The following is a 17,181-nucleotide window of genomic DNA, read 5'->3' as shown; positions in this document are numbered from 1 at the left end:
TTGGGGTTCAGGCCAATCTCCCTCTCAGCGCCCCCGCCGACGCATCACGCCGCGTTCCAGCCCGGTAATCACGGTATAGATCAGCACGCCGAACAGGATCAGCAGGGCAATCGCGGCAAATTGCGCGGCCTTGTTCTGGTACGTTCCGGCCACCTGCACGGCCAGCCCCAGCCCCTTCTGGTTGGCGTCCACGAATTCCCAGACCACCGCGCCGATCAGGGCGAGGCTGGCGGCCAGCCGGAGTCCGCCCAGCATTACGGGGAGCGCTCCCGGCAATTCCAGCCGCGTCAGCCGTTGCAGCGGCGTGGCCCGCAGGCTTCTGAACAGTTCGTAGAAGGTGCGGTCCACCTCGCGCACGCCGACCAGGGTGGCGATCATGATCGGGTACAAAGCACTCAGGGCCGACACCACCACGGCGGGAAAGAAGCCGAAGCCCAGCCACGACACCAGCAGCGGCGCGAGGATCACGATGGGCGTACTCTGCGCCGCAATGATAAACGGACTGAAGAAGCGTTCCAGCGGGCGAAATTTTGCCAGCGGATAGCCGATCAGCACGCCCACCAGACCGCCGATGAACAGTCCGGCCAGCGCGGTGCGGGCTGTGACCCAGAAGGCGGCGGCCAGTTCGGGGAAAGTGCCCGTCAATTCGCGCCATACGGCGGCGGGTGTGGGCAGCAGGAACGGCTGATTCAGGCGTGTGGCCGCCAGTTGCCAGCCCAGCAGCCCCAGCGCAATCGCGGCCAGCGGCAGCAGCCCCGACAGGCTGAGGCGTTCGCGGACGGGGGTTCGCAGGCGGGTGCTGTCCCCCGTGCCCAGCACGCCGCGCAGGTGCGCTTCCAGGCCGTCGGTGTAGGCGCTGACCCGGCCCTCGCCGCGCGTGTCCAGAATCTCCACGATCTTGCCGTCGCGCAGCACGGCCACCCGGTCTGCCAGCCACACCGCCTCGCGGATGGAATGGGTCACGAGGACGGTGGTGCGCCCGGTCTTCTCGTGCAGGTGGCGCAGTTCGTCGTTGAAGCGTTCGCGGACCAGGGCGTCTAGAGCGGCGAACGGCTCGTCCAGCAGCAGCACGTCGCCGCTCTGGGCCAGTGCGCGGGCCAGCGCCACCCGCGCCCGCATCCCACCCGAAAGGTGCGCCGGGAAGTAACCCGCGTAGGCGTCCATGCCCACCAGATGCAATGCCTCTTTGGGGGGCAACCCGCCACCGGCCCCCAGATCGGCGGGCAGGGCCACGTTCCGCAGCGCTGTGCGCCACGGCAACAGGCGGTAATCCTGAAACACCAGCGCCGGGGCCGACTCCACCCGCACCACGCCGGACTGCGGTTTCAGCAGACCAGCGATCACGCGCAGGATGGTGCTTTTGCCACCGCCACTGGGGCCGATCAGCGCCAGGAACTCGCCCCGGCGCACGTCCAGATTCACGCCGTTCAGGATCAGTTCGCTGCCCAGCCGCACGCTCACGTTCTCCAGCACAATCGGCGCGTCGGCGGGTGGGGCGGGCAGCAGTTCGGTGGCAGGGGCGCTCATGCTTTCACGGCCTCCTGGAGGGGGATTTTCTTCGGGCGGCCCAGCGTGTTCACCAGCACCACCCCGGCAATCGCCACCGCGCCGCCCAGCAGCGTGACGGTTTTGGGCACTTCACCCAGCCACACCAGCGCGATCAGGATAGCCAGCACCGGGCTGATGTACAGAAACGACGTGGTGGTGCTGGCCGGAACCCGCGACAGCGCGAAGGTCCAGGTCAGGTACGCCAGCGCGGAGGGAAACAGCCCCAGATAGATCAGCGCCAGATGGGCCGAAAGCGGCGCGGCCCGCAACTCGCCCACGAAACCGGGCAGAAAGACCAGCATGGGCAACATGCCCAGCAGCAGGGACCAGACCGTGAAGTGCAGCGGATTCATGCGCCTCAGCAGCGGTTTCTGGAACACGAAATAGATGCTGGTGAACAGCGCCGCCCCCAGGATCAGCAGCGCCCCCTGCGTGAAGCTCACCCCCTGCCCGCTGCCCAGCACGATCAGGGTCACGCCGCCCAGGCTGATCAGGGTGCCCAGCCAGCCCACCATGTTCAGGCGCTCGCCGCCAAAACGGGTTGCTAAAAGTGCTGTGATCACTGGCCCCGCTGCGATGATCAGGCTGGCGGTCCCGGCGGGCACGCTGACCTCGCCGTAATTGAGCAGGACGTGATACAGCGTGATCCCCATGAAACTGAGGCCGAAGATGCGCGCCAGATCGCCCGTACTGGGTAGCGGAATGCGCGTGACCAGCGCGTACACGCCCAGCGCCACCGCCGCCACCAGAAAGCGGTACAGCGTCAGATGCCCCGGCGAGAACGCCTCCAGCCCGGCCCGGATGCCCGCGAAGGCCGAGGCCCAGAACACGATGGTCACCAGAATGGCCGTCAGGGACACAGCATCTAAACCTTCGGGGCGGGCGGGCGGGACAGCGCTCATACGCCTGCCAGGGTAAAGCATGCGGCAGGGGGCAGGGGGGGTGTGTGCCTCTCTTTTTCGCCGCCACGTCTCCACTCTGCCGCCGCCCAGATCAACCCCAGACCAAGGGCCACACACCCCATCCCCGGCCCGGTGCGGAAAGATGCCCTTAACGCAGTTTTTAATCCGCTTACCTTTGAATCGGCACCTTCAAATCGGCACTTCAGGAGGGATACAGCTATGGGAGAGGGAAAACCCACCACGTCCAGCACCCCGGAAACCGCCAGCACACCCATTGACATGGACACCCACGAGGGCGGCGCGGCCAGCACCTACGGGGCCAACACCAACCTCGATCCCGCCTTGCAGGGCGGCCCGGCCACCGCCGCAGATCAGGCCGCCACCGCCGAGATCGAGGAGCAGCACGAGCAACAGGGCACGCCCGCACCCGAACCTGAGTCCTGAATCCGGGGCGGCGGCAGGCAGCCACCCCCGCGCATATTCTGGTTTGGTTTACCTTTCACCGCCCCCCCACGCCCAGCCCTTAGACTGCCGGTTAACGGAGGATCAACCATGACGAAAACAGAAAACAGTGGAATGGACCAGACCCGCATGATCAGCGGGGCAGCGGGCGGCGCTTTGCTGCTGATGGGCCTGCGCAAGCGCGGCGTGCTGGGCCTGGGAATGGCGGCAGTGGGCGGATATCTGGCCTACCGCGCGGCCACGGGCAACGACCCGGTGATGGCGGCGGTGGGCGGGGGCGGCGCAACCACCTCCAAGCCCATTTTCGTGGAACACAGCGTGGTCATCGACAAGCCCACCCAGGCGGTCTACGACTACTGGCGCAAGCTGGAAAACCTGCCCAAGATCATGAGCCATCTGGAAAGCGTGACCGAGCTGGACGACAAGCGCAGCCGCTGGGTCGCCAAGGCCCCGCTGGGCACGCATGTCGAGTGGGAAGCCGAGATCGTCAACGACAAGCCCGGCCAGCGCATCGGCTGGCACTCCTTACCCGGCGCAACCGTGGACAACGCGGGCAGCGTGCAATTCGAGGAACTGCCCAACGGCGGAACCCGCGTGCATGTGGCCCTCAGCTACCGTCCCCCGGCAGGCCCGCTGGGCGCAGCCGTCGCCAAGCTGTTCGGCGAGGAACCCAGCCAGCAGATCGCCGAGGACCTCCAGAAGTTCAAGGCCACCTTCGAGGGCAGCGACAAGAACTGAGCGGGACTTGAACAAAAAAAGAGGCCGGGGCGTGAATGCTCCGGCCTCTTTTTTGTTCTGCCAGAAACGCCAACGCCTACGCGCTCAGGCCCTTGCTGCCGTGCAGGGTGCGCTCCATCGCGTCGGTTACTTCCGCCTCGAAGCGGCGCAGATGTTCGCGCAGGCGGTCCAGTTCGGCCACGCCCAGATCGGGCAGCCACAGGACGCTGCGGCCCAGCACGGCAAAGGCCAGCGGCGCGTCCTCGTCCGGTTCCTCGTCCTCGTCGGGTTCCACCGGGTCCAGATTCAGGATGCCGTAGTCCAGACCCTGGTTGAGCAGGTTCATGCCCATCAGGATCTCGGGCAGGCTGTCTTCCTCCACATACAGATCGAGGTCCAGGTGGAATCTGACGATCACGCCGCCCTGATGGTCCGCGTCGGCGAACAGGGCCACGCGGGACTCGCCGTGCTGGATCATCGCGCCGTCTTCCACGGATTCAACGGTCAAACCGCTGGCTTGCAGCGCAGACACGATCCGCTGCAATTCGGACTGGGGGGCCGTCATGCCGGGGAGTATAGAGGCTGGCTGCGGGCGCAACCGGAAGAAAGCGCTCTTTGGACGGCCCAGGCGTCAGATCGGGCATGAGTGCAGGTCTGAACGGGTGGGAGACTCAGGCCCCTGCCCTGCCTCTTCTCACGCGTGGTAAATCCACATCCCGTCCTCTTCCTGCCAGGTGCGGTAAAGCTGGCCCAGCAGGCGCAGGTGTTCGGCGTGGGCCAGCGTCTCGGCCAGGGCAAAGCGGCGTCCGCTGACATTCAGTTCGCGGTTGAACATCGCCAGCGACAGGTCATAGGCGCTGCGGGGTTCCTTTCCGGCCTCGGCCTTGATGAAATCCAGCCGCTCATGGTGGTGGCTGCGGAGTTCGCGGGCGCGGGCCTGTACACCGGTCATGACGGGACCGTGATGCCCCACGACGGCCTGATCCGGGTTCAGCGCTTCCAGCTTGCCCAGCGTTTGCAGGTAGTCGCCCAGCGGATCGGGGCGGGTGTAGGCGTACAGGCCCACGTTGGGGCTGATGCGCGGCAGGATGGCGTCCCCGGCGATCAGAATGCTGTCGTCGGCACTCCACAATCCCAGGTGGCCGTCGGCGTGACCGGGCAGCCACAGCACCTCCCAGTCGCGCCCGGCCAGCGAGACGTTCTGGCCCTCGCGCAGCGGCGTCACGTTTTTGGCCGGCTGCACCCGGTCCCGGCCCCGGCGGTTGTCCGCGCCCATGCCCTCCAGGGATTCCGGGGGCAATCCGTGATCGCGCATGTGCTTGAGGTGGCCGGGCAGCCATTCCTCCCACAGATGCCAGTAGCGTTCGCCGCGCCCAATTTCCACGTCCAGCATCTGAATCTGCGCGCCGCTGCGCTCCTCCACGACGCCTGCCAGCCCGTAATGGTCCGGGTGGTGGTGGGTGATGATGGCCCGCTCGACATCCTTCCAGTCCAGGCCCAGTTCGTTCAGGCCCGCCGAGATGGCCGCCTGCGCTTCAGGGGTGTCCAGCGCCGTGTCGATCAGGGTCACCTGGCCGTCTTCCGGCTTATCGATCAATACGGTCACGGTTTTCATGGGGTAGGGAATCGGCACTTGCAGCGCGTGCAGCGTGCCCACGATAGGGGTCAGCACCGGAGAACCAGGGGCAGTCATGCCCGGCAGGCTAGCACCCGGCCCAGGCACGGAAAGTCAGGTGTGGGGGATGAGTGTGCGGCCAGTTGGAAGGCGCATCCCTCTCCTACGGAGCTGTGCCAGCCAGTCTGCTTCCCTCAAGGGGAGCCAAAAGTGCGCGACTGACACAGCAATTCCACGACTCTCGCCTCCCTTCTAAGGGGAGGTGCCCCGAAGGGGCGGAGGGGTTAAGCCGTGGCGGCCACCCAAAAAACCAATTCTGCATTGATTCAAGTCGCTCAGCCTGCACCAAAACGCTACTCTGTGAACAATGAGATTAGGCCAGTTCGTGATGGAAAGCGGCGGCGCGCAGGTGCGCGTATGGGGCGAAACAGACGTGCTGGTGGTCAGCGCGCCGTTGCCGGGGGTGCTGCGGGTGCGGCTGGCCCCGCAGGCACGCGCAAACGGCCTGAGCTTCCCCCGCCTGGGCGAGAAACGCAGTTTCGCCCTGCGCCCCGATCTCCCCGAAGCCGAACGCCTGAGCGTGCAGGAGGACGGCGAAACCCTGCGCGTGGGCGGCGGTGGATTGACCCTGCATCTGAACCGCGTGAGCGGCGCGTGGCGGGTCACGGAAAACCCGGACGGCAAGCAGGAACGCGAACTGACCAGCGTGCCCGACTGGAACGGCGACGCGCCCACAGCCCGCCCCGCGCTAGACGCCGAGCGCTTCAACCTGCGCCGCAGCCGCCTGAGTATTGATGCCCCCGACGGCGCGGCCTACCTGGGCTTCGGCGAGCGCGTGGGGCCACTGGACAAACGCGGCATGCACCTCACGTTCTGGAACACCGACTGCTACCCGCACCACGCCGACACCGATCCGCTGTACATCAGCGTGCCGTTTACCACGGTGGTACAGGGCGAACGCGCCCACGGAATTTTCGTGGACGAGACGTGGCGCATGACGGCGGACGTGGCGCGCACCAATCCCAACGCGCTGGACTTCGCCTCGGCAGGGCCAGAGCTGGACGTGTACGTGCTGGCCGGACCGCGCCCGGCAGACGTGCTGCGCCGCTACGCCGATCTGACCGGCTATTCCCCGATGCCCCCGCTGTGGGCGCTGGGGGCCGCGCAGAGCCGCTGGGGCTACCGCACGGCGGACGACTTACGGGCCGTGATTCAGGGCTACCGCGAGCGCGATCTGCCGCTGGACAGCGTGTACATCGACATCGAGTACATGGACGCCTTCAAGGTCTGGACGGTCAACCGCGCGGGTTTCCCGGACCTCAAGGCGTTCGTGAAAGAGGCCGCCAAGGAAGGCGTCAAGCTAGTGCCGATCATCGATCCGGGCATCAAGGCCGAGCCGGGCTACGACGTCTACGAGGAAGCCCTGAAGAACGACTACCTGGTGCGCACCGCGCGCGGCGACGTGCTGGTAGGAGAGGTCTGGCCCGATCCAGCAGTGTTCCCAGACTTCACCCGCCCGGAAGTGGTGGCGTGGTGGGCTGCGCGGCACAAGCTGTTCACCGACGCCGGAATCCAGGGCCAGTGGAACGACATGAATGAACCCGCCTGCTTCTCGCTGGCCCTGACCGACAAAGGTGGAGCCAGGGAAACGGAAGGCAAGACGCTGCCCTACGACGCCCTGCACGGTGCCCACAGCCACCTGGAGATGCACAACGTCTACGCCAACCCCATGAGTCAGGCCAGCCGCGCCGGGTATGCCAAGTACAGCCCGCAGATTCGCCCGTGGATCATCTCACGGGCCGGGTACGCGGGGATTCAGCGCCATGCCACGGTGTGGACCGGGGACAACGCCGCGACGTGGTCCCATCTGGCCCTCAGCCTGCCGATGATCGGTGGGCTGGGCCTGAGCGGAATCCCGTTTGCGGCGGCGGACGTGGGCGGCTTCGGCGGCGATACCACCGGGGAACTGCTGGCCCGCTGGTATCAGGCGGCGGTGGGCTACGCCTTCCTGCGCAACCACTCGGCTCAGGGTACGGCGGACCAGGAACCGTGGCGCTTCGGCGAGCCGTACACCAGTGTCATTCACGCTGCGTTGGAACTGCGTTACCGCCTGCTGCCGCACCTGTACACGCTGGCATATGGGGCCAGCCGCACCGGGCTGCCGATCCTGCGCCCGCTGGCGCTGCACCACGCGGGCGACGAGGATGCGTTGCGCGCCGACAGTCAATATCTGCTGGGCCAGGGGTTGATGGTGGCCCCGGTGATGGCGGCGGGCCACAGCAAACGGCAGGTGTACCTCCCGGCGGGGCGCTGGGCCTCCGTGTTCAATCTGGCCGAATTCGGGGCCATCCACGACGGCCCAGCCTACGTGACCGCCGACGCGCCACTGCACACGCTGCCGCTGTACCTGAAAGCGGGCGAGGCCCTGCCGCTGACCGAACCCGCCGCCCACACCACGCAGGCCCGCTGGCAGCGCGTGACCTGGCTGGCCCACCTGGGCGAGACCGGCTTCGTGGGCCACCTGTACGAGGACGCCGGGGACGGTCCTACCGAGGGCCGCTTTACCCGTCTGGTGGGGGACCGCGAAGGCGGCACGCTGAGCATCCGCCGCGAGACCGAGGGCGAGGCCGCCCTGCCCGAACAGCGCGAGGTTCTGCACATCATCGGCCTGGAACCGATCCGCGAGGTCCACGGAGCCGCCTCCTTCTCCTACGAGGACGGCGTGCTGCGCCTGACGCTGCCTGCCCGCTGGGAAGAGATCACGGTGACCTGGGTGGAGTAATACGGACTCCGATTGAATTGTTTGCAAAAACGATGAAATCCGAGCGGATGCGAGAAGGAGAAGGACGGGTTCCGGGCGTGGAGTTAACGAACCGGAGCTTTCCCGGTTTGTTAACGCAACAGACGGAATCCGTATAGGCCGGTCACGGGCCAGACCCTTCCGATCATGGTCCGATCACGGTGCCTGTCCGACACTGTTCTCAAGCGCGGTTCCAGACCACTTCCGGGGGGGAGCCAGGGAATGGAACCGCGCCTCCACGCCACAGGGAGGAGACCAGGATGCAGCAAGCCGCGCACAGCACAGGCAAAGTCCATGAACCCGCCGGAATCATCAACCCCAGCCACGACCTCAAACAACTGGGCCGTGAGATCGAGTCGCTGCGGGCCATGCAGCGCGAACTGGCGGCATCGGACCGCCTGGAAAAGCTGCTGAAGATCATTCCACGTCCCGGCTGGACCACACCCGCCGAGTTCTTGCTGGTGAGCAGCCAGATCAGGCAGATGGCCGAGCTGGTGCAGGGGCTGGAACGGGCGCAGGACGCACTTCTGAAAGGCGCAGATATGGTGGGGCGGCGCTGAATTTTCAACTCTCCATTTCATTCAGGCGAGGCCAGAGCGTGTTGCTCCGGCCTCGCCCGCTTATACGGATTCCGTCTGTTTCGTTAACAAACCGGGAAAGCTCCGGTTCGTCAACTTCACGCCCGGAACCCGTCCTTCTCCTTCTCGCATCCGCTCGGATTTCATCGTTTTTGCAAACGATTCAATCGGAGTCCGTATTGCTGTTCAGGTGGGCAACTGGTACAGCGTCACGTCAAAGCCCTTCACGGTGCGCTGGCCGACGCTCTGGAAGCCGAAATCCTCGTAGATGGCGCGCAGTCTGGGCCGGGCAGTGGCCGTATCCAGCTTGAGCCAGGGCCTGCCACGTTCTGCCGCCTCGCGCACGGCTTCCCGCAACAGCAGGGCCGACCAGCCCTGTCCGCGTGCCTCCGGGTGGACGGCCAGTTTGTGCAGATACAGGGCCTCCTCCGCAGCATCATCCGGCCAGAACAGCGGGTCCGATTCCAGCAGACACAGACAGCCAACCGCCACGCCGCCGCGCCAGACCACACGCCAGCCGCCTTTCGGGTAATGACGGGCGAGGCGTTCGGGCGTCAGGCTGCTTTCAGGCCACAAGGGTTCACCACGCGCCTTGAGATGCAGGGCGGCGGCGATCAGCACACCCGACGCGGCCAGATCGTCGCCGGAAGTCAGGGTCACGCCGCTCAACGCCGCCCGCGCACCTGACGGTATTCATAGCAGTCATCGATCTCGTTCCTGAAAAACGATCCCTGCGAGGATGCCGCCAGAAACCGTTCGTAGACCTCCTGCGGCACACCGTCATAGTCGTAAAGCTTGCCGCTGTGAAAAAGGATGGTCAGGGTTTTGCTGGCCGGGTCATAGCCGATGTGGCTCATCATGCTGGAATCCACGGGATGCAGGGTCACGCCGCTCATGGGTACAGTCTAGCCGTCCTGATTCGGGGCGGGTTCGATGCCCGTCGCCCAGATGTCGCCCCCCCGCAGTTCCAGCCGCACGCGGGGCAGCGGGCCGTTGGCCTTGCCGAATACCGCGTCCCCGGCCTGCAAGGGGTCAAACACGCTGAAATGGCAGCGGCAGCCCAGTTGTGGATGCTGGGCGTCGCGCGGGGGACGGTAATTGAAGGCGAAGGCCAGGATTTCCGGGTCACGCACCAGATTGACCGTGCAGCCCAGGTGCGTGCAGACGCGCGAGTACGCCACCAGATGCCCACCTTCCGGCAGTTCCAGCCCCCCCACCACCGCCTGCGGCACACGCAAGAGCGCACAGGGACGGCCCGCGTAGGTAAAGCTCACATCGGCCCACTCGGTCTTCAAGTCAGTCAGGGGCGCAATTCGCTGCGCCGCCGCCGCCTGAAACTCCGGCGCTCCAGCCTTCTGCTTGCCCAGCGTGACGCGGGTGGCGTACCAGCCCATGTAGCCGAAGGCCCCGGCAGTGGCCGCGACAGGCAACAGCCACCATTTTTCGAGGATGGCGCGGCGGGAGGGCATCAGCGGTTGTGGGCTGTGGGGTGTGGGGTGTGGGAACGGCCTCTAGAACTTGCCGAAGTCGCGGCTTGCCCGGTGGCCCCCTCATCCTTCCGCCGTTTTGCGGCTCCCTCCCTCTGCTCCGCAGTTCTACGAGTCACCCACAAGGGGCGAGGGGGCAAAGATAAGGCTTCGCCTGTCTTTTCCCACAACCCACAACCCACAGCCCATAGCCCAACCATCACCCCTCCTTCTGCCATTTTTCCAGCAGGTCCAGCAGCAGCCCAAGCTGGGCGTCGGTCAGGTTCGGGTAGGCGGGCATGGCCCCCTTGCCGTTCACGGTGATGCTCCGCAGGGCCGCGCGGCTCAGGGTAGATTCGCGCAGGCTGGGGCCGATGCCGCCCGCGCCGGACGCGCCGTGGCACGAGGCGCAGCTTCCGGCGTACAGGCTCAGCGCCGGATCGCTCTGGTTGAGGCGGGCGCGAATGGCCGTAATCACGTCGTCGGCGTCGCGTCCGGCAGGGTCTAGGGTGCGGTAGCGCTCCAGCGCCGCCAGCGCCTCCTGATCCTGCCCGAAGCGGGACAGCGCGAAGCCCAGCAGAAGCTGAGATTCAGGTTCTTTGGGGGCAAGTTGGGCGGCGGTGCGGATCAGCAGGGCGGCGCGCTGGGCGTCCTCGGTGCTGAGCTGCTGTCCGGTCTGTTCGCCGCGTGTGAGCAGCAAAATACCCAGGCGGCGCAGCGCTTCCGGCTGGCGTGGATCGGTCTTGAGGGCATTGCCATAAGCGCTGACCGCCTGATCGTAATTGGACGAATCAAAGGCGGCGCGGCCCCAGGCCAGATAATCGGCGTTCTTTTCCGTGCGCTGGGCCGTCGCCTTCAGGCCGGGGAGTTTGAGGACCGCCTGCACCTTCCCGGCCTCGCCCGCGTCCAGCGAAGCCAGTTGCCAGCGCGGAATGAAGGTCAGCGCGCCTGCCACCGTCAGCAGCGCGGCCACCCCCACGCCGATCAGCGCCAGCGTGCGCGAACGGGCCGGATTTCCGGCTTTAGAGGCGGGAGGCAGGGCGTCCAGAGCGCGCAAAGTCAATGCGGCGCGGCGTTCCAGATCGGGGCGACGGCTCTCGTCTTCCAGCGTGTTTAGTTCACCGTAGAGGCGGTCCCGCTCGGCCATCAACCTTGCGCGTTCGGGAGCGTCTGGGTCTTCGGGGGCGGCGCGGCGCAGGGGTTCCAGCACCAGCCACAAGGCTGCGGCCACAATCAGCACCAGCAGAATCAGGCTGAAAATCACCCCGGACCTCCGCCCGTGTCGCGGCGCACCTGATCCAGGTAGGAGTCGTAGGGTTCGGCATCTTGTGCCGCGCTGGCCGGGGCAGCCGTTCCCTTGCGGCGCAGAAAGGCCCACAGCACCGCGCCTCCACCAGCCAGCGCCAGCAACGGCGCGCTCCACAGCAGCAGATTGCGCCCGGTCTTGGGCGGGTCCAGCAGCACGAAGTTGCCGTAGCGCTGCGAGAAGAAGGTGTAGATCTCCGAATCGCTACGCCCGTCCACGATCTGTTCGCGCACCGAGGAGCGCATCTTGATGCTGATGTCGCTGCGCGATTCCGCGATGGATTCCCCGGTGTCGCACAGCGGGCAGCGCAGATTCCTCTGGATGGCGACGGCGCGTTGCTCCTGCGCGGGAGCCAGGGTGGCGGGCGGCGTGGTGGGGGCGGCGGCATGGGCGAAGGAGAGGAGGAGACAGAGAGCGGCGGGGAGGAGACGCAAGGTGCGGCTGGGGCGGGTCCGTTGCTGAACTGCCCCCCCTCCCCGGCCCTCCCCCGCGAGGAGGGAGGGAGCAAGGACTTCTATTCCCATACGCCCCGTCATATCCCCTTCACACCGATCTTCTCCAGCCCCGCGTTCAGGCGTTCACGGGTCAGGCCGCCCCGGTCCATGAATTGCACGATGCCCGCCTTGTCAATAAAGACCGTTTCGGGAATGCCAGACACGCCGTAATCCACGCCCGTGTTGATGCCGGGGTCCCGCAGGTTGGGATAGGCCAGCGCGTATTCCTTGATAAAATCGCGGGCATTCTGCTCTTTTGTTTCCTGAAACAGGATGCCCAGAATCGCCACACCGTCCGCCGTCTGCTGCGTTCCCAGTTCGCGGAACAGCGGCGCTTCCTCGCGGCAGGGACCGCACCACGACGCCCAGAAATTGAGGACGACGGGGCGGCCCTTGAGGCTGGCCAGACTGATGGGAACGCCGTCCAGACTGGTCAGGGTAAAGGCGGGCGCAGCCTTGCCGATCAGCGGGCCGCCCGTGGTGACGTTCTTGGCCGGGCTGAGCAGCGTGTAACCCAGCACACCCACCAGCGCCGCCGCGATCAAGGGAGGAATGGCACGCTTCCAGATGGGAGCGGGATTGGGTTTGGTTGTCTGGGTGGAAGGTGTGTCAGTCATAGTCAACTCTCAATGGCGGTTCAGCCTGCCCCTGCCTCTCTAGTCCGTCGCCGGGGCCAGCCCAGCGGGGGCCGCGCGCAGCACAGGCCGCGCCGGGCTGACCAGCGTGAGACCCGCGCCCAGGCAGATGATCAGCGTGCCCCACCAGATCCACGACACCAGCGGGCTTTCAATCAGGCGGATGCTAGCCCACTGGCCCTTGGGGTCAATACTCGTGACCACCAGATAGGTGTCGCCCAGCGCGCCATAACGCACGGCAGGCGCGGGAAAGAGGGTGCCAGGAGCCTGAACGTAGGTATTCAACCGCGCCTCAAAAGGCTTGCCGTCAATGGACACGGACGCGATGGCGGAAGTCCCAAAGCCCCGGTCCTGCTGCCGCAGCCCGGTCAATTCCAACTGCTCGTGCAGCAGGGTGATGGGGGCGGCGGCCCGCAGGTTCAGCGTGGCCTGGGCATCCTGACGGTACGCGCCGCTAAAGGCGAGGCCCAGCGCCAGCACCACCAGACCGATATGCGCGGTGTACGCCCCATAACGGCGGGGTTGCGCCTGAAGCGTCCGGCCCAGGCCACCACTCTGCCGCGCCGCGCGGGCGGTCAGCAGGCCCAGCCCGACGATGTTGTACGCCGCCAGCGCAATGGTGAGTAGCACGCCCGTCGCGCGAATGCCGAACACGAAGGCGATCAGCGCCGCGCCCACGCCGGAAGCCAGCAGTGGCACCAGCGCCCGCATCAGCCCCTGACCGTCGGCACGTCGCCAGGGCAGCAGCGGTCCCACACCCATCAGCAGCATCAGCCCCAGGCCCAGTGGGATGGCGAAGGCGTTGTAGAAGGCTGGCCCCACGCTGGCGTCGCGGCGGCCCTGCACGGCTTCCACGAAGGTAGGAAACAGCGTGCCCAGCAGCACCATGAAGGCGAAGACTAAAAAGAGCCAGTTGCCCGCCAGAAACGCGCCCTCGCGGCTGATCGGGGCGGGAACCTCTGCCTCATCGCGCAATGCGGGCGCACGCCACGCTGCCAGACCGATACCCACGATCAGCAGGAAGGCCAGGAAGCCCAGAAACACCGGACCCACCGGACCGCCCGCGAAGGCGTGGACGCTCTGGACGATGCCGCTGCGGTTCAGGAAGGTGCCCAGCACGGTGCTGGAATACGCCAGCACGATCAGCCACACGTTCCACGAGCGCATCAGCCCACGCTTTTCCTGAATCTGGATGCTGTGCAGGAAGGCGGTGGTCAGCAGCCACGGGATAAAGGACGCATTTTCCACCGGGTCCCACGCCCAGTAGCCGCCCCAGCCCAGCGTCTCGTAACTCCACCAGCCGCCCGCGACGATGGCGGCGGTCAGGAAGACCCAGGCCACCAGCGTCCAGCGGCGCGTGACCACTACCCAGTGATCCGAGAGTCGGCCTGTGACAAGGGCGGCCACCGCGTAGGCAAACGGCACGCTCAGGCCCACGAAGCCCAGGTAAAGCAGGACCGGGTGAACGGCCATCATCCAGTGGTTCTGCAAGGCCGGATTGGGGCCGCGCCCATCGGCCAGCAGGCCAGAGACAGGCGTGAACGGCGAGGCGATGGTGGCGCACAGCCCCACGAAGAACAGCAGGCTGACGAACATGGTCCCCAGCGCCCAGGGCCGCAGGGCGTCGCGCCGCAGCGTCAGCGACAGGATGAACGCAAAGCCCGACAGCAGCCACGCCCACAGCAGAATGCTGCCTTCCAGCGCGCCCCACAGGCTGGTGATCTTAATCCAGGTGGGCGAGGCCCGCATGGAATGTTCGGCCACGTAGCGCACCGTGAAGTCGTCTTTCAGCAGCGCCACCAGCAGCACCAGGATGCCCAGCGTAACCAGGGCGAAGACGGCCCACGTCGCCCGACGCGCCGCCTCCACCACCCGCGCGTCGGCCCGGACGCCGCCCACGAAGGCCAGCGCCAGCCCCGCCAGCGTGAAGGCCAGCGCGCCCAACAGCGCGATCTGCCCCAGCGAACCCAGGGCGCTGGACTGGAAGGAAATCAGATTAAGCATGGGTGTTCCTCCAGGAATGCAGAGCGCGGGAGGCGATCAGAACTTGTCCCGCCCCCATTACTGCGTCTGCTGAAGCATGTCCTTCAGCTCGGTCTGCGTCTTGGGAACGTTGTATTCCTCGCTGTGCTTGACGATCAGTTCCTGCGCGTGAAAGGTGTTGCCCTGGAACTCGCCGCGCACCACGACGCCCTGATTTTCCTTGAACAGATCACTCACGGCCCCGCTGTACTGCACCGGAAAACTGGCCCCGCCATCCGAGACCACGAACTTCAGGTCCAGCGTCTGCGGGTTGTAATCCACCGCCCGCACCAGTCCACCGATGCGAATGGGGCGGCCTTCCAGCTCGGCCTTCTGCTGCGAGTACTCGGTGGGGGTCACGAAGTATTCCAGGCTCTTGTTCAGGTTCCCGAAGGCGATGAAGGCGGTCAGGCCCACCAGAGCGGTGACACCCAGCACGACGGGCAACGGATTGCGGCGGCGCTGACGGGCGCGGGGCAGCGGATTCTGAGGCGTCGACTGGCTCATCTCGGAACCTCGCCTGTTTCGTCCTTCACGGCCCGCAGCCGCGCCCACAGCCACACCAGATACCCCAGCAGCAGCACGAAGGTCACGGCGTACACGACGATCACATAAACGCTGTACTTATCCATGAGACGCCCCCACCACACCCGGCGCACCCAGGTCTTCCATCAGCTCGCGCTCCTCGCGGGCTTCCTCGCGGGCGGCCAGCGTTCCGCGCACCCGCAGCAGGTACAGGTACAGGAAGGTGAAGGCCACCACCGCCATCAGCAGCACCCAGCCGTAGACCGGGGCGGCGTCAAAGCGCACCTTGCCCAGCAGCTTGAGGGTCTGGGTCTGGTGGACGCCGCGCCACCACTCCACGGCCATGTAATTGACCGGCACGTACAGCGTCCCCACGATGCCCACCACCGCCGACACGCGGGCGCGGCGTTCGGGATCGTCAATCAGGGTGCGGATCAGCAGGTAGCCGCCGTAGACCACCAGACTCAGCGCCGTGGTGGTCAGGCGGGCGTCCCAGACCCAGTACGTGCCCCAGGTGGGTTTGGCCCACAGCATCCCGCCGACAATGGTGACCACCGTGAACAGCACGCCAATTTCCGCGCTGGCCAGGGCCAGACGGTCCCAGCGGCGCTGGCGCTGAATCAGGTACAGCAGACCAAACAATCCGGTGCCGCCGTAGGCCAGATAACTGAGCCACGCGCTCGGCACATGCACGAACATCAGGCGCACCAGCGAACCCTGATTGACGTCCAGCGGCGCGGCCAGACCCAGCACAATCGCCACCGCCAGCGTGACCACGGTGGCCCCGCCCAGCAACGTCGTCATGAGATTTCCTTTTTTAATGCTGCTTTTGGTGGTCATCTGGCTCCTAGTTTAAGAGGTTGCCTGCATCTCGGCGGTGAACTGCGCCGGGGCTGATCTGCCCGTTTCATTGCTCCAGAATCGCGCTTGCGGCGAATTCATACAAGTGCGAGTGTCCCCCTTTTTATACGGCAGAGAAGGTAAAAAATGCCCTATTCTGCGCGAAATCACTGCCGTTCTTCTCTCTGGAGGTCCACCCATGTTCAAGCGTTCCCTGCCACTTCTCTCCCTCTGCGCCCTCACCCTGACCCTGGCCGCCTGCGCGCCCGCCCAGACCGTCCCCTTGCCTGACCCCGCCAGCTTCCGCGCCGCACCCGGCGACGTGGCGCAAAAGGTGGACGGCGTGGGCGATCTGGGCCGCTGGATGATCACCAAGAATCTGGAAAACGCCACCTGGCTGGGCGAGAAGGTGGGAGGCCGCACCCTGCGCGAGCCAATCAACGTGGTGATGATTGATCCCATTGCGAAGACGCCCGAAGACGCCACCCGCCGGATGCAGGACGCCATGAATAAAGCAGGTTACGGTCCAAAAAATATGCACAGCGACGGCTATTACGGCTTCCTGAACGGCGAGTTGAGGGGTCAGTTTCCGCAGGGCAAGGGGCTGGCCTTCAGCGACGGTCCGTGGTACGACGCCAACAACCACGGGCGCGTGTTCGGGCCATTTGAGATGAGCGGCAAGACCATCTTTATCGCCTCCTTCAGCCGCGAGAACTTCCGCTGGCTGCCCACCCCCGGCCACCCCTACAGCTCGTTTCAGGTGGCCCGCGAGGACCTGAGCAAGCAACTGGCCGCGAAGACGGTCTACAAACCGCAGGGCTATCTGAATCTGGATTCGGCCATCAACTCGCCCACAGAGACGACGGGGGATCACGACGGGCGGGCTTTGCTGCTGGTGGCGCAGGAGTAGGGACTCTGTCAAAGGGTCTAATCAATGGTTCGGACAGTTTTGACCAGCTCTAAGCTGCTTTGACTCCCAGATCCAGCGGCCTGGATGGATGTTTTTCCAATTCAGCAAATCTCGCCTGAAGACCGAGATTGCTCAGTATTCGCCACGCAAACAGTCGATTGAAGGCCCGCCGCTTGATGTCCTCGTAGGAAAACACCAGCGAAGTGACCGGGCGACCCTGGAGGCCGCTGGCCTCCAGGAGCATTTCAGCCCGGCCCAGACTGAGTGCAAAGAACGCAGCATTCCAGTGATTTTCCAGAGCCTGCGTCTTGCGGAGCTGGCATGTGGTCAGCCCTGCGAACTGCTTGGCATCGCGAAACAC

19 protein-coding genes and 1 pseudogene are annotated in these 17,181 nt (G+C 65.8%); 5 read left to right on the top strand and 15 right to left on the bottom strand.

The window, feature by feature from the left end:
• Window positions 1-24 precede the first annotated feature (24 nt).
• Window positions 25-1,527: an ABC transporter permease subunit gene (locus BOO71_RS14955; protein ID WP_075833765.1), complete on the bottom strand. Its 1,503-nt coding sequence runs from the start codon at window positions 1,525-1,527 to the stop codon at window positions 25-27.
• Complete coding sequence (locus BOO71_RS14950) at window positions 1,524-2,450, bottom strand: DMT family transporter (RefSeq protein WP_075833763.1); 927 nt, start codon at window positions 2,448-2,450, stop codon at window positions 1,524-1,526. The genes BOO71_RS14955 and BOO71_RS14950 overlap by 4 nt, the downstream gene beginning before the upstream one ends.
• 219 nt (window positions 2,451-2,669) lie before the next feature.
• Here BOO71_RS14950 and BOO71_RS14945 point away from each other — a divergent pair, with 219 nt between their 5' ends.
• Both BOO71_RS14945 and BOO71_RS14940 read left to right on the top strand, forming a co-directional pair.
• A complete protein-coding gene (locus BOO71_RS14945; protein ID WP_075833761.1) occupies window positions 2,670-2,894 on the top strand; it encodes a hypothetical protein in 225 nt (74 codons plus the stop codon).
• 108 nt (window positions 2,895-3,002) lie between these two features.
• Complete coding sequence (locus BOO71_RS14940) at window positions 3,003-3,650, top strand: SRPBCC family protein (RefSeq protein WP_075833759.1); 648 nt, start codon at window positions 3,003-3,005, stop codon at window positions 3,648-3,650.
• A 76-nt stretch (window positions 3,651-3,726) separates the two neighbouring features.
• Here BOO71_RS14940 and BOO71_RS14935 read toward each other — a convergent pair whose 3' ends face one another.
• Together BOO71_RS14935 and BOO71_RS14930 are read right to left on the bottom strand one after the other, a co-directional pair.
• On the bottom strand, window positions 3,727-4,194 hold the full coding sequence (locus tag BOO71_RS14935) for a hypothetical protein (protein WP_029477688.1): 468 nt from the start codon (window positions 4,192-4,194) through the stop codon (window positions 3,727-3,729).
• 129 nt (window positions 4,195-4,323) lie between these two features.
• Window positions 4,324-5,322 carry an MBL fold metallo-hydrolase gene (locus BOO71_RS14930; RefSeq protein ID WP_075833757.1) on the bottom strand — a complete coding sequence of 333 codons (999 nt, stop codon included), beginning with the start codon at window positions 5,320-5,322 and terminating at the stop codon, window positions 4,324-4,326.
• A gap of 289 nt (window positions 5,323-5,611) precedes the next feature.
• On the opposite strand from BOO71_RS14930, the gene BOO71_RS14925 reads away from it, so the two are divergent.
• Both BOO71_RS14925 and BOO71_RS14920 read left to right on the top strand, forming a co-directional pair.
• Entirely contained in the window at window positions 5,612-8,026 is a 2,415-nt protein-coding gene (locus BOO71_RS14925; RefSeq protein WP_075833754.1) for a glycoside hydrolase family 31 protein, read from the top strand.
• A 278-nt stretch (window positions 8,027-8,304) separates the two neighbouring features.
• Window positions 8,305-8,604 (top strand): hypothetical protein, encoded by a 300-nt coding sequence (locus tag BOO71_RS14920; protein WP_075833752.1) that lies wholly within the window; start codon window positions 8,305-8,307, stop codon window positions 8,602-8,604.
• A 204-nt stretch (window positions 8,605-8,808) separates the two neighbouring features.
• Here the strand turns inward: BOO71_RS14920 and BOO71_RS14915 are convergent, their stop codons facing one another.
• The 10 genes from BOO71_RS14915 to ccsA form a co-directional block, all read right to left on the bottom strand.
• Window positions 8,809-9,282 carry a GNAT family N-acetyltransferase gene (locus BOO71_RS14915; protein WP_075833785.1) on the bottom strand — a complete coding sequence of 158 codons (474 nt, stop codon included), beginning with the start codon at window positions 9,280-9,282 and terminating at the stop codon, window positions 8,809-8,811.
• A gap of 5 nt (window positions 9,283-9,287) precedes the next feature.
• Window positions 9,288-9,518 carry a KTSC domain-containing protein gene (locus tag BOO71_RS14910; protein ID WP_075833749.1) on the bottom strand — a complete coding sequence of 77 codons (231 nt, stop codon included), beginning with the start codon at window positions 9,516-9,518 and terminating at the stop codon, window positions 9,288-9,290.
• A 9-nt stretch (window positions 9,519-9,527) separates the two neighbouring features.
• Window positions 9,528-10,091, bottom strand: a complete 564-nt coding sequence (locus BOO71_RS14905) for a Rieske 2Fe-2S domain-containing protein (protein WP_075833747.1) — start codon at window positions 10,089-10,091, stop codon at window positions 9,528-9,530.
• A gap of 217 nt (window positions 10,092-10,308) precedes the next feature.
• Entirely contained in the window at window positions 10,309-11,352 is a 1,044-nt protein-coding gene (locus BOO71_RS14900; RefSeq protein WP_075833745.1) for a c-type cytochrome, read from the bottom strand.
• Window positions 11,349-11,930: a cytochrome c-type biogenesis protein gene (locus BOO71_RS14895; RefSeq protein WP_254843177.1), complete on the bottom strand. Its 582-nt coding sequence runs from the start codon at window positions 11,928-11,930 to the stop codon at window positions 11,349-11,351. Before BOO71_RS14895 ends, BOO71_RS14900 begins: the two co-directional genes overlap by 4 nt.
• Window positions 11,927-12,505: a TlpA family protein disulfide reductase gene (locus tag BOO71_RS14890; RefSeq protein WP_075833741.1), complete on the bottom strand. Its 579-nt coding sequence runs from the start codon at window positions 12,503-12,505 to the stop codon at window positions 11,927-11,929. Before BOO71_RS14890 ends, BOO71_RS14895 begins: the two co-directional genes overlap by 4 nt.
• Before the next feature lie 39 nt (window positions 12,506-12,544).
• On the bottom strand, window positions 12,545-14,527 hold the full coding sequence (locus tag BOO71_RS14885) for a heme lyase CcmF/NrfE family subunit (RefSeq protein ID WP_075833739.1): 1,983 nt from the start codon (window positions 14,525-14,527) through the stop codon (window positions 12,545-12,547).
• Between the two features lie 57 nt (window positions 14,528-14,584).
• Window positions 14,585-15,052 (bottom strand): cytochrome c maturation protein CcmE, encoded by a 468-nt coding sequence (gene ccmE / locus BOO71_RS14880; protein WP_083653466.1) that lies wholly within the window; start codon window positions 15,050-15,052, stop codon window positions 14,585-14,587.
• Window positions 15,049-15,177 carry a heme exporter protein CcmD gene (gene ccmD, locus BOO71_RS14875; RefSeq protein WP_075833737.1) on the bottom strand — a complete coding sequence of 43 codons (129 nt, stop codon included), beginning with the start codon at window positions 15,175-15,177 and terminating at the stop codon, window positions 15,049-15,051. Before ccmD ends, ccmE begins: the two co-directional genes overlap by 4 nt.
• A complete protein-coding gene (gene ccsA, locus BOO71_RS14870; protein ID WP_075833735.1) occupies window positions 15,170-15,910 on the bottom strand; it encodes a cytochrome c biogenesis protein CcsA in 741 nt (246 codons plus the stop codon). Before ccsA ends, ccmD begins: the two co-directional genes overlap by 8 nt.
• Window positions 15,911-16,109: 199 nt before the next feature.
• On the opposite strand from ccsA, the gene BOO71_RS14865 reads away from it, so the two are divergent.
• Window positions 16,110-16,820, top strand: a complete 711-nt coding sequence (locus BOO71_RS14865) for a hypothetical protein (RefSeq protein WP_075833733.1) — start codon at window positions 16,110-16,112, stop codon at window positions 16,818-16,820.
• A 49-nt stretch (window positions 16,821-16,869) separates the two neighbouring features.
• Here the strand turns inward: BOO71_RS14865 and BOO71_RS27895 are convergent.
• Window positions 16,870-17,181, bottom strand: a pseudogene (locus tag BOO71_RS27895) (IS4 family transposase); the annotation flags it as partial.

The organism is Deinococcus marmoris, assembly GCF_001949125.1.
GTDB lineage: Bacteria > Deinococcota > Deinococci > Deinococcales > Deinococcaceae > Deinococcus > Deinococcus marmoris_A.
Note: the sequence above shows the minus strand (reverse complement) of the source record. Positions and strands in the feature narration are given on the sequence as shown.